Source organism: Thomasclavelia sp. (assembly GCF_047249845.1).
Lineage (GTDB): Bacteria > Bacillota_I > Bacilli_A > Erysipelotrichales > Coprobacillaceae > Thomasclavelia.
Genome location: NZ_JBKTWO010000039.1, coordinates 1 through 13,529 on the forward strand (window position 1 = coordinate 1; position 13,529 = coordinate 13,529).

At 28.7% G+C, this 13,529-nt stretch carries 11 protein-coding genes; all 11 read left to right on the plus strand.

Annotated features, from left to right (window positions below; genetic code table 11):
• Nucleotides 1-271, plus strand: a 271-nt coding sequence (locus ACLR9T_RS10105; RefSeq protein WP_413109420.1) for a hypothetical protein, incomplete at its 5' end; no start/stop codon positions are given.
• 628 nt (nt 272-899) lie between these two features.
• Nucleotides 900-2,186: an HlyC/CorC family transporter gene (locus ACLR9T_RS10110; protein WP_413109421.1), complete on the plus strand. Its 1,287-nt coding sequence runs from the start codon at nt 900-902 to the stop codon at nt 2,184-2,186.
• Between the two features lie 19 nt (nt 2,187-2,205).
• A complete protein-coding gene (gene rlmD / locus ACLR9T_RS10115; protein WP_413109422.1) occupies nt 2,206-3,510 on the plus strand; it encodes a 23S rRNA (uracil(1939)-C(5))-methyltransferase RlmD in 1,305 nt (434 codons plus the stop codon).
• Nucleotides 3,511-3,573: 63 nt separating this feature from the next.
• A complete protein-coding gene (locus ACLR9T_RS10120; protein WP_413109423.1) occupies nt 3,574-3,819 on the plus strand; it encodes a TIGR03905 family TSCPD domain-containing protein in 246 nt (81 codons plus the stop codon).
• Between the two features lie 75 nt (nt 3,820-3,894).
• Entirely contained in the window at nt 3,895-4,200 is a 306-nt protein-coding gene (locus ACLR9T_RS10125) for a hypothetical protein (protein ID WP_413109424.1), read from the plus strand.
• Between the two features lie 59 nt (nt 4,201-4,259).
• A complete protein-coding gene (dnaE, locus tag ACLR9T_RS10130; RefSeq protein ID WP_413109425.1) occupies nt 4,260-7,313 on the plus strand; it encodes a DNA polymerase III subunit alpha in 3,054 nt (1,017 codons plus the stop codon).
• 12 nt (nt 7,314-7,325) lie between these two features.
• Nucleotides 7,326-9,938, plus strand: coding sequence for a DNA polymerase I (gene polA, locus ACLR9T_RS10135; RefSeq protein ID WP_413109426.1), 2,613 nt, complete (start codon nt 7,326-7,328; stop codon nt 9,936-9,938).
• An 8-nt stretch (nt 9,939-9,946) separates the two neighbouring features.
• Nucleotides 9,947-10,759, plus strand: coding sequence for a DNA-formamidopyrimidine glycosylase (gene mutM, locus ACLR9T_RS10140; RefSeq protein WP_413109427.1), 813 nt, complete (start codon nt 9,947-9,949; stop codon nt 10,757-10,759).
• 1 nt (nt 10,760) lies between these two features.
• Nucleotides 10,761-11,714 carry a Gfo/Idh/MocA family protein gene (locus ACLR9T_RS10145; RefSeq protein WP_413109428.1) on the plus strand — a complete coding sequence of 318 codons (954 nt, stop codon included), beginning with the start codon at nt 10,761-10,763 and terminating at the stop codon, nt 11,712-11,714.
• Nucleotides 11,715-12,284 carry a dephospho-CoA kinase gene (coaE, locus tag ACLR9T_RS10150; RefSeq protein ID WP_413109429.1) on the plus strand — a complete coding sequence of 190 codons (570 nt, stop codon included), beginning with the start codon at nt 11,715-11,717 and terminating at the stop codon, nt 12,282-12,284.
• Nucleotide 12,285: 1 nt separating this feature from the next.
• Nucleotides 12,286-13,524: a DnaD domain protein gene (locus ACLR9T_RS10155; protein ID WP_413109430.1), complete on the plus strand. Its 1,239-nt coding sequence runs from the start codon at nt 12,286-12,288 to the stop codon at nt 13,522-13,524.
• Nucleotides 13,525-13,529 lie beyond the last annotated feature (5 nt).

The window sequence follows — 13,529 nt, forward strand, 5'->3', positions numbered from 1 at the left end:
TGAAGAAGTAGCAAAAGCAAATGCAATATTAAATAATCCAAATGCAACAGCAGAACAAGTAAATAATGCACAAGAAAGATTAACAAAAGCAATAGCAGGATTAGAAGCTAATTCAAGTATACTAGTTGATAACATTATAGAAAAACCAGTAAATAATGGTGATATAGCTCCAAGTGTAAAAACAGGTGATGTTAATTTAATAGGAATATTTACAGCAATTACATTTTTAAGTGCAGCTGGATATATAGTATTAAGAAGAAAAGAAGATTAAAGGAGGTTGAAACTATTCTTCAATGGTAGAATAAATGGTAATCTAAAATAATTTAGGATTTTGGAGTTTTAGATACTAAATTATAATGGGGAAAAATGTTCCCCTTTTTTAAATATACAAATAGTGAAATAATCAACCATAAAGCTGGCAAACCTATGTTTAAGGTAATAAAAGAGAGATAGGTTAGTGATAATAATTTTAGATTATGGAAAGTTAAAGTAACAAAAGGGATTATATCTCCAACTAAGACAACATGAGTTTTACCACAAGGTTTGAACATAAGACGGATGATTCTTATTATAATATTTTGAAAATAGAAATACTGTGATAATAGTGAGTATGTCCAATCCATATAAATATTGACAGTTAACGCGTTGAATATTATGAAAATTTAGAGAATTAATGTAATCCTTATATGATTTACATACTAAAGTTTGTAATTTCGAGTTAAATTTTAAATTTATTGGTGAAGGAGATAAAGTTATTGATCAATTACCACGAGTTGGTGAGTATGTAGAAGCGGGTTATACAGTTGTTATTATGTTAGGTTGATAAATACAAATTTGACTTTTTATATAGTTTATAATATGATAATGACAAAATTAATAATAAGGAGATAAGATTTATTGTGGACCCGACCCAGATAACCAATATTATAATATTTGTCATTTTAATTATTTTTTCAGGTGTTTTTTCTTGTACTGAAACAGCATTTTTATCAGTAAATAAGATTAGGATGCGAAACTTAGCTGAAGAAGGAAATAAAAGAGCACTAACAGTAGAAAAGCTGTTATCTAATTCGGATCGTTTATTTAGTTCAATATTAGTAGGAAATAATTTAGTAAATATAGGAGCATCATCATTAACTACTTCGTTTGTGATTTCATTATTTGGTGATTCAGCTACCTTAGTTGCTGGGGCAACTGGGGTAGTAACGTTAATGATTTTAGTTTTTGGTGAAATTACACCAAAATCATTTGCAACAAAGAATGCTGATGCAATAGCATTATTTTTATCAGGGTTTGTATCATTTGTTTGCATGATATTTACTCCGGTTGTATTTTTCTTAAATATTATCACAGGTTTCTTTATTAAAATTTTAGGCGGTGATAAAGATAATGGACCAACAATGACAGAAGAAGATTTAAAAACAATTGTAACTGTTGGTCATGAAGAGGGTGTATTAGAAGAACAAGAAAAAGAAATGATTCATAATGTGTTTGAATTTGGCGAAACTGAAATAAAAGAGATCATGACACCAAGGATACATGTTGAAAGTATTCCTGATGATTGTTCATATGAGGAATTAATGGAAACATATCAACGTAGTCAATTTTCACGTTATCCTGTTCATAGTGAATCATTTGATGAAATTGTTGGGGTATTGAATGTTAAAGATTTATTATTTTTTAATATCGATCCTGATGAATTTCTAGTTAAAGATTATATGCGTGACACATTTGTTGTTTATGAGTTTAATGAAGTAGCAGATGTTTTTGCGTCGATGCGTAAAGAACACGCAACATTAGCAATAGTTCTTGATGAATATGGAGTAATGACTGGAATAGTTACTTTTGAAGATATTGTTGAAGAAATTGTTGGTGAAATAGATGATGAGTATGATGAAGAGGAAGAGGAAGAAATTATTTCGCTAGGTGATAATGAATATCTAGTTGATGGAAGCCTAAACTTAAATGAGGTAAATGATCGCTTAAAGACTTCTTTTGATTCTGAAGATTTTGAATCAATTGGAGGATTGGTATTAGGTGAAATTTCCAAAGTACCAGAAATAGATGAAGAAGTAAAAATTGAAAATGTATTGTTTAGAATTGTGAAAATGCATAAAAATAGAATTGCACAGTTAAAAGTATCAATTCTTGATGAAACAGACGATGAAGAGGAAGAAAACCTCTAGAGAAAGAGGAGATCGTAGGATGAAAAAAAATATTGAGATTAAGAAGTTAGGAATTAATGGTGAAGGTATTGGATATATCGATCGTAAGATCATATTTGTTCCAGGAGCATTGCCACAGGAAGAAGTTGTCGTTGAAATAACTAAACAGACACGTTCATATTATGAAGGTAAGTTAGTTAGTATTATCAAGGCATCAAAAGATCGGATCAGCCCACGTTGTAAAGCTTATGAAAATTGTCAAGGATGTACAATGTTGCATTTAGATTATTTTAAGCAGTTAACAACTAAAAAAGAAGCAATACGTGAAGCAATTAGAAAATATACTAATTATAATTTAAATGAAACTGTCTTTAAAGATGTTATAGCTTCACCTAAACAAGAAGGATTTATTACTAGTGTGAATTTGCCAATTGTCGAATTTAAAGGAAAGATAACATTTGGTATTTATCAACGTGATAGTAAATATTTAACGCTAATGACTAAATGTTTTAAACAACATCCAATGATAAATGAAACATTGAGTGCTTTAGAAACAGTTCTAACAAATAATAAGTGCAAGATATATAATGATAAGTTTAAAACCGGTTTAAGATTCATCAAAATAAAATTAATTGATAAACAGATACAGTTAGTTTTTATTACTGGTCGTGATGGCTTGAAAGAAGAGATTGTAAAACAAATTAGTCAACTGCCGCATATTGTAAGTATTTTTATGTCAATCAATACATCTAAATATCAAGAGTTTGATGAGTTAGGTTATACGAAGTTATTTGGAGCAAGTCGCTTAGAGTTATACAATGAGGATAAAAAGTATTTAGTATCAGTGAAATCTAAGTTACCAGAAAATATGTTAGTATATTATAAACAGATAAATTGTATTAAATCGATGTTACAAGACAGCAAAAAAATAATCTCTTTAAATTGTGGGATTGGGATATTAGAATCTGATTTAAATCATGAAGAAATCATTGCTATTGATGAAAAAAAATATCATATTGAAGATGCAAAAATGAATGCAAAAAGAAAAGAAAATGTTACATTTATATCAGGTGATATTGATAGTAAGGTCATTACATATGCAAAAAAGAAAATCTATGATACACTAATAATTGAAAATGAACGGTTTGGGTTAAGTGATACAATTAAAAATAGTATTAAGATTGCTAAAATTAAAACAATTATATATAGCTGCCAGTCTTATACAACATTAGCAAAAGATCTAGCAGATTTAGAAAGTAATTATCGATTAGAAAAAATCGTAGCATTAGATTCATCTTGCCATAATTCATATTTGACAACGATTGTTAAATTGGTTAGAAAGTAAAGCAAATCATTTGCTTTACTTTTATATATAACTATAATAATTGTAAATAAGGAGGTATTTGTAATGGAAGTTAAGTTTCAACCTCAAGGGGTATGTGCTAAACAAATTATAATTGATGTCAGTAATGGAATAGTCAATAATGTAAAGTTTATTGGAGGATGTTCTGGTAACACCCAAGGTGTTGGAGCGCTTGTTAAAGGAATGAAAGTATCAGATGTAATTGAGCGGCTACAAGGTATTAAGTGCGCAATGAAATCAACTAGCTGTCCTGATCAATTGACAAAAGCTTTAACTAAGCACTTTTTATAGTGGAATAATCTTTTTGATTTTCCACTTCTTTTCATTTTTATTGATAAAATTTCATATAATACCATAGGTGATTATATGTTGATACGAATAAAAAAATTACAGTTTATCTGTGGGGTAATTTTAATGATGCAGGTATTGTGTCCAATGTGGATCATACCTTTTCATTTGATTGCTGCCTTGCTTTCAATCGTTATTATTGGATGGCAAAAAAGATTTTGTGTTTTACAGGTTCAATATCATTTTTATATTTTAGCATTATATTGTTTTCGAGTTTGGCTTTTAGCAGTTTCAACATTTGCTTTTTTTGATACTATTTATATGTGTCTATGTTTATATCTATCAATCATGATTATTTTATTTTCGTTTCGAGCAATTCTATAATAATCATTTTTAAATGAACTGTTTGGTGGTATAATACATTATGAAAGGATGTGGAGACAATGCTAGGTCATTTACAAGTTTACAGTGCTTACAGTTTTCAAAATAGTACGATTTTAATTGAAGATTTGTGTAAAAAAGCTAGTGATCTCCACTATGAGGCACTAGCTTTAACTGATAAAGATAATATGTTTGGAGTAATGGAGTTTACTCGTTATTGTCAAAAATATGGAATTAAACCAATTTATGGTTTAGAAGCTAGTGTTGAAATTGACCATGAAATCTATCCGTTAATATTATTAGCTAAAGATACGACAGGATATTTTAATTTAGTTAAAATAACTAGTGATATTTCATTAAGTGATAATAAAGCTATCACTTTAGAGAAACTTTCATTATATCAAGAACATTTATTTATTTTATCAGCTTGTAAAGAAGGTATAATTGAAAGACTCTTATTAAAAGAGCTAGAGTCTGAGGTGTTAAAATATTTACGTCTATTTAAAAATAGTTTTAAATATTTTTATATTTGTTTACAAGACCATGCTTTGGCAATGCAAAAGAATATAAATGAACGTCTTATTGCTTTAGCATTGTTAGAAAATATTCCAGTTTGTGTTTCAAATGAAGTACGATATCTTGATAATAAAGATGCATATGCTTTAGAATTATTACAAGCCTTTATTAAAGGAGTTACATTGGATATTAATCATGAATTAATAACAGATCAATTATATCTTAAATCTAGTTATGAGATGGAAAGTAGTTTTGATAAAAAATATATTGATAATACGGATTATATCATTACTATGTGTAATGTGACTATTCCTACCCATCAAATGCATCTACCAAAATATCCAGTACCTAAAAATGGTAAAGCAAATGAATATTTACGCCAGTTATGTATAGTTGGATTGAAAAAACGTTTTAAAGGAGAAAATATTGAGCCTAAATATTTAAAGAGATTAAAAAAAGAGTTAGATGTTATAACTAAAATGGGCTTTGATGATTATTTTTTGATTGTTTTTGATTATGTAAGATATGCAAAAATAAATAAAATTCTTGTTGGTCCGGGCAGAGGTTCAGCTGCAGGCAGTCTTGTTGCTTATGTACTAGGAATTACTAATGTCGATCCTTTAAAATATGATTTATTGTTTGAACGTTTTTTAAATGAAGAAAGAATTAGTATGCCTGATATTGATATTGATTTTCAAGATGATCGACGGGATGAAATCGTTGAGTATGTTACCAATAAATATGGACAAGAACATGTAGCTCAGATTGTTACTTTTTCAACTTATGGACCTAAAGTAGCAATCAAAGATTTAGGAAAAGTCTTAGGTGTTCCATTACCTAAATTAGAGCTATTAACTAAAAATATTCCAACTAGTTATAAAAATCGCAAAAGTGCTAAAGAGGTTTTTGAGACATCCTATAATTTCCAATCAATGGTCAACAAAGATCCTGCATTACGTAAGATTATGCCAGCTGTATTTACGGTTGAAAAATTACCACGAAATATTTCAACACATGCAGCAGGGGTTGTTTTATCTAGTGAACCTCTAGATCAAGTTGTTCCTTTAGTTAGAGGTCCTAATGAGGGAATCATAACTCAATATTCAAAAGATTATATTGAAGAAGTAGGTTTGTTGAAAATGGATTTTTTAGGCTTGAAAAATCTAACAATAATTGATTATATAATCAAAGATATAGAAAAAAATTATCAGTTAAAAATAAATATTAATGAAATTGATTTACATAATAAAAAAACTTATCAAATGATAAGTCGTGGAGATACTTTTGGAATTTTTCAATTAGAATCTCCAGGAATGAAAAATCTTTTAATCAAGATGCAGTGTGATTGTTTAGATGATGTTATTGCAGCAATTGCTTTATTTAGACCTGGAGCAATGGCTAATATTCCTTCATATATTGCAAGAAAAAAAGGACAAGAAGCAATTACTTACCCTTTAGAATGTTTAAAACCAATATTAGAATCTACATATGGAATAATAATATATCAGGAGCAAGTAATGCAGGTCGCTAGAAAGGTGGCTGGTTTTTCATTGGCTAAAGCTGATATTTTAAGAAAAGCAATGTCAAAGAAAACTGCTAGTTTGATGGCTTCGATGAAAACTGATTTTATTAGTGGTGGAATTGCTAATGGGTTTAGTGAAGAAGAGGCAGTTAAAATCTTTAATTTAATTGAAAAATTTGCTGATTATGGTTTTAATAAATCACATTCTGTTGCATATGGATATGTAGCATACTGGTTAGCATATTTAAAAGCTAATTATCCTTTAGAGTTTTTTAGCGCTTTGTTATCTAATGAACAAAGTAGTGATAGTAGTAAGATAAATTGTATTCAGGAAGGTAAAAAATATGGAGTAAAATTGTTACCACCATCAATTAATTATTCTACTGATCGCTTTAAAGTTGAGGATGGTAATATTCGCTATTCACTTTTGGCTATTAAAAATGTTGGGTATGCAGGATATAAGGCAATTACAGAAGAAAGAAAAAAAGGATCATTTAAAGATATTTTTGATTTTATTTCGCGAATGGAAACGAGTAAATTAAATAGTAAGATGATTGATAGTTTGATTATGGCTGGGGCATTTGATGAATTTAAGTTGAATCGAAGTACTGTTAAAGAAAATTTACATAAAATTATTGAGTATGCACAGTTAAAGAATTCTGTAGGAATTGAGGAACCACCATTATTAACAATTGTTAAAGATAATCGGATAAAAGTTTTAGAAGAAGAAAAACTGGTATTAGGAGTATATTTATCTATGCATCCAATTGCTTTGATAAAAAGAAATTTTGATCAAGGAATTATTAATATAAGTGATTTGCAAAATCATATTAATAAACAGGTAAGAGTTATAATTGCGTTATCAAGAGTAAAGGTTATTGTTGATAAAAAAGGTGAGGAAATGTGTTTTATAGAAGGCTATGATGAAACAGGAAATATTGATGGAGTAGTTTTTGCGAGTAGTTTTCAGGTTTTAAAAAGAATATTAGTTCGTGGGGAAATTTACTTGATTGAAGGAAAAGTGAATTATCGCGATAAATTATCACTGGTAGTTAACCAGGCTAAAAATGTACGTTAAGGATGGGTAGAGATGAAAGAATTAGTAATGATAGATGGAAATTCATTGTTGTATCGAGCTTATTATGCAACTGCAGCAATGGGGAATATGATGGTAAATAAGGATGGTATTCCAACTAACGCAGTTTATGGTTTTGCAAATATGTTAGAAAATATATTAAAAGGGAATCCAGAATATTTAATGGTTGCTTTTGATTATGGTAAAAAGACATTTAGAAATGATTTGTTTGAGGTTTATAAAGGAACGCGGAGTGCAACCCCTGATGAATTAGTATGTCAATTTTCAATGATTCGTGAATATTTAACGGCACATGGGATTAAGTATCAAGAAATTGAAGGCTATGAGGGTGATGATATTATTGGTACGGTATCTACATTAGCTAGTAAAAAACGTTTTAAAGTAAGTATTGTTACTAGTGATAAAGATATGCTGCAATTAGTTGATGATAATATTAGTGTTTATTTAACTAAAAAGGGTGTTGCAGAATTAGAAAAGATTACGCCCCAAAAGTTTAAAGAGACTTATGGTCTGATTCCTGATCAAATGCGAGATTTAAAAGGGTTGATGGGTGATAAAGCCGATAATATTCCAGGAATTCCTGGGGTTGGTGAAAAAACAGCTTTAAAACTTTTAAAACAATATCATACAGTAGAAAATTTAAGTGAGCATCTTGATGAATTAAAAGGTAAGATGGGTGAAAAGATTCGTGAAAATATTGATCAAGGAATACTTTCAAAAAGAATTGCCACGATTATTAAGGATGTACCTATAGAAGTTGATTTAGAAGAATATCGATATACAGGACATGATTATAATGAATTAGCAGACTTTTATCGACGTTATAGTATGAATTCATTATTAAAAAGAATGTCTTTAAACAATGAAGATATTAAACCACAAAAAGAAGTAGATATTAAAATTGTAGAATCATTACCAATTATTAAACGAGACAGTTCATTGGTAGTAGGTGTTTATGACACTAATTACCATCGTTCATTAATTATTGGTTTTGCAATTTATAATGATAGTGAGGCATACTATATTTCATTAGAAAATGCGATAAATTGTAATAACTTTAAAGCCTTTATAGAAGATGAAACGATTGAAAAATATGGTTATGATATAAAAAAATGTATAAATTCTTCTAAGTGGCATGGTTTAGAAATTAGAAATTATGTTTTTGATTTACAACTAGCTTCATACATTTTAAATCCAAGTTTAAAAGATGAGATTCGTAGTGTTTGTGAATATTATGAATATTACGATGTTTTATATGATGAAGAAGTATATGGTAAGGGAGCTAAAAAGAATATTCCTGAAGTTGATATAATTGCTAATCATTTAGTAAAACAAGCAAAAGCTATCTTTATATTAAAAGATAAAGCAATTGATAGGTTACAACATGAAAATCAGTTTGAATTATATAAGGATGTAGAAATGCCAGTAGCTAAGATTTTAGCAAAAATGGAATATCAGGGAGCAAAGATTGATAAAGAGGTTTTAAAGCAGTTAGAGAATCAATTTGGACAGGAAATTAGTATATTAGAAAAAGAGATTCATCAATTAGCTCATAAAGAGTTTAATATTGCTTCTCCAAAACAGTTAGGTGAAGTGTTATTTGAGGATTTAGCTCTACCATTTGCTAAAAAGACAAAAACTGGATATTCAACCTCAGTAGATATTTTAAATAAACTTCTAGATATCCATCCTATTATTAATAAAGTACTCAAATATCGAATGCTTTCAAAACTATATTCCACCTATATTATTGGTTTACAAGAACAGGTTTTTGTAGATGGGAAGATTCATACAATCTACAATCAGGCTTTAACTCAGACAGGAAGATTATCTTCAACTGATCCTAATTTACAAAATATCCCAGTAAAGACTCCAGAGGGTAAATTAATTCGTAAAGCCTTTATCCCAGAATATGATTATTTGGTATCATTTGATTATTCACAAATTGAACTTAGAGTATTGGCACATCTTGCAAAGGTTAAATCTTTAATTAAAGCGTTTAATGAGGATAAAGATATTCATCGTCATACTGCTAGTGAAATATTTGGTGTTAGTGAACAACAAGTTGACAGTACAATGCGTCGTAATGCTAAAGCTGTAAATTTTGGGATTATCTATGGAATGTCAGATTTTGGATTAGCTGAACAAGTTGGTGTATCAGTAGCTGAAGCACGTGAATTTATTAGACGTTATTTTGAAAATTATCCAGAAATAAAGGATTATATGGATAATAATATTGAATTTTGTAAAAAGAATGGCTATGTTACAACAATGCTAAATCGTAAACGATTTATTCGTGAAATTAATGAAAAGAATTATATGCGCCAAGAATTTGGCAAACGTTTGGCAATGAATTCTCCAATACAAGGTTCAGCTGCTGATATTATTAAGGTGGCGATGATTAAAGTTGATGAATTACTAAAAAAACATCATCTAAAATCTAAAATGATATTACAAGTACATGATGAATTGATTCTTGATGTTTATAAAGAGGAATTGGATGAAGTAATGGAAATTGTTGCAAAAGGAATGACTACAGCTGTTAAGATGGATGTAGAGTTAAAATCAGAAGGAAATTATGCCGTTAACTGGTATGAGTTAAAGTAGGTGAAAAGATGCCAGAGTTACCAGAAGTAGAAACAGTTCGTAGAACGTTAAAAAACTTTGTTTTAAAGAAAAAAATAGTATCGGTAGATGTTCTTTATCCTAATATTATTGAAGATGATATAGATAAATTTGTAAAAAGCGTTAGTAATCAAATAATCAATGATATTGATCGAGTAGGAAAATTTTTGATTTTTAAATTGGATGATATAGCATTTATATCACACTTAAGAATGGAAGGAAAGTATCATTATGTTGATCAAGATACGCCTTTAAATAAACATGATCACATCATTTTTAATCTTGATGATGGTAAACAATTACGGTATAACGATACTCGTAAATTTGGAAGAATGAAGTTAGTTAGTTTAGATAACTATCTTAATGAATTACCACTATCTAAATTAGGGGCTGAGCCATTTAATGTGGATGTTAAAGAATTATATGCAAAATTACATAAATGTAAATTACCAATTAAACATGCTATTTTAGATCAAAATATTATTGCTGGAATAGGGAATATCTATGCCAATGAAATATGTTTTGCAATGCACTTAGATCCTCATACACCTGCTTGTAAGTTAACTAAAAAAAGCGTTGCGGAATTAAAAGAAGTATCTTCTAAGATTCTAAAAGAAGCAATTGAACAAGGTGGTACTACAATTCATTCATTTAGTGCAAATGGAATTGATGGATTGTTTCAAGTGAAGTTAAAAGCGCATATGCAAAAAGTATGTCCAGATTGTGGTGGTGAAATAATTAAAGAAGCAATTAAAGGACGAGGTACATACTATTGTAAAAATTGTCAAAAAAGGAGAAAGTAAAATGATTAATTGGGGAGTTATTGGAGCAGGTAATATTGCACGTCGTTTTTGCAAGGCTTTAAGTAATGATAAACGAGCTAATTTAGAAGCAGTAAGCTGCAGAACACTTGAAAAAGCTGAAGCCTTTAAACAACTATATCCTTGTAATAAAGCTTATGGCTCATTTCAAGAAGTTCTTGATGATCCTGTTATTGATGCTGTATATATTGCATTACCTCATTTTTATCACTATGAATGGATAAAAAAATCTATCTTAGCTCATAAAAAAGTTTTAGTAGAAAAACCGGCAGTAATAAATTGTAAACAGATTCAAGAAATAAAAGAATTAGCTAGAAAAGAGAAAATCTTAGTAATGGAAGCTATGAAAACAAGATTTTTACCAGGATATAAAGAGGCTAAAAATCTCCTTTTAGATCAAAAAGTAATTGGCGAGATAAAAAAAATTGAAACTAGTTTTTGTAGTGAACATTTAGAATATGATCCAAATTCTTATTTATTTGATCTTAAGCAAGGAGGTTGTTTATGGGATTTAGGAATTTATAATATAAGTTATTTAGATGATTATTTTAATTTTGAAATAAGTGGATTGAATGTAACTAGTAAATATCACGATTGCGGGGTTGATAGTTATGTATTTGCTGAAATTGAATTTAAAGACCAGGTAGGAATTGTTGAATGTGCTATGGATCGTAAAAAGGAAAATCAAGTAGTTTTTACTGGGAGCCATGGTAAGATGATTGTAAAACCATTACATCGACCTTTAGATATTCAAATTATATTATCAAATGGTCAAATAATTAATAAACATATTGAATATGAGTATGATGATTTTTATAGTGAAATAGCTCACTTTAATGATTTGATAGAAAGTAATAAGGTAGAAAGTAAAATTATGAGTCTTGATAATAGTGTGAATTGTGCTAAAATTTTAGATGCAATTAGGGAGAAAATGTAGATGGAAGTAATTGGAATTACTGGTAGCATTGCAACTGGTAAGAGTACTGTTACTAATTATTTGAAAAATAAAAGTTATATAGTTGTTGATAGTGATAAATTAGCGTATGATGCTTTAACTATTGATCATAATTGTATTAAACTTACTAAAGAAAAGTTTAACTTAGGTGAGGGAGCTATTGATCGTAAAGCTCTAGGTCAAATTATTTTTAATGATAAGCAGGCTAAACTTGATTTAGAGGAGATTGTTCATCCATATGTTATTAATGAAATAAAAAAACAAATCTCTAATAATCTAGATAAAGAATTTATTTTTCTGGATATACCATTACTATTTGAAAGTAAATTAGAATATTTATGTGATCGAATAATTGTTGTCTATTTAAGTGAGCAGCAAGAAATTAAAAGATTGATGAAGCGTGATAATATTGATGAAGAATATGCTAAAATAATTATTTCTAATCAAATGAGTATTGAAGAAAAAAAAACAAGGGCAGATATTGTTTTAGATAATAGCCAAGGTATTGAATATTTATATGACCAGATTGAAAAATTTTTGAAAGGAAGATAATATGGAGAAGCTAATGTTATCTGATTTATACACAGTGAATGCTAATTATCCTCTTGATAATATTCACATGCGTTCTATACAGTTGTTGTATCAGCCCTTGATTGGTAATGATGCATGTAGTTTGTATTTGAGTTTTTATGCAGAGTTGGATCAGCTTTCATTAACTAAAGCTCCAAGTCTATTTAGCCGTTTAACAAAAATTACTGGATTATCATTAAATGAACTAAATGAAGCGTGTTTAAAGCTGGAAGCAATTGGACTTCTAGCGAAATATAAAAAGGATGTTAATAAAATAAGAACATATCTTTATGTTTTGAAAACCCCTTTAGCTCCAGCTAAAATATTTAATCATGCTATTTTAGGTCCCTTATTATTACAGCGATTAGGTAAAGAAGAATTATATCGAACTAAATTATGTTTTAAAACATCACTTGTTAATTTAGATGATTATGAAGATATTACAGCTAAGTTTACTGATGTATTTGATATTAATTTACTTGAAGGAACAAATGAAGTATTAGTTGAAAAGAATTATTTTAATATTGATTATGGAGATATTAAAAATGAATATGATTTAGAATTGTTTTATCAGGGATTAAAAGATTATCAAATAAAAAGAAGTATTATTACTAATGATGATGAAACAATAATTAAACAACTAGGTTTGATGTATCGTATCAATGCACTTGATATGCAAGGACTAGTGAAAGATAGCATTCAAGATGATAAACTAATTCATCAATTATTAATTAAAAATTGTCGAAATTATTATGATCTTGCAATGCCAGAAAAATTTGAAGAGATTTATCATAAACAAGCAGTTATTCATAAAAGCTCTAGTGGTGATGACCCATTAAATATTCATATCCAGTATTTGGAGAGTATTAACCCATATCAATTATTAAAAGATAAACAGGGAGGAAGAGAACCCCTTAAACATGATTTGCAGATTGTTGAATCAATTATGACATCTCTATATTTAGAACCAGGTGTGATGAATGTATTAATTGAACTAACATTATCACAATGTGATAATGTTTTATCTAGGGCTTTTATGCAGGCTCGAGCAGCTCAGTGGAAACGTAAAAAAATAAAAACAGTTAAAGAAGCATTAGATGAAGCTAATTTGTATTTAAAGTATCGTCGAAATAATAATGATACTGAAGAAGATGTTAGTATGGTAAAAGATGAAAATATTGATGAAATGGAATTAAAAGAATTTTTAAGTCAATTTGAATAGGAGGG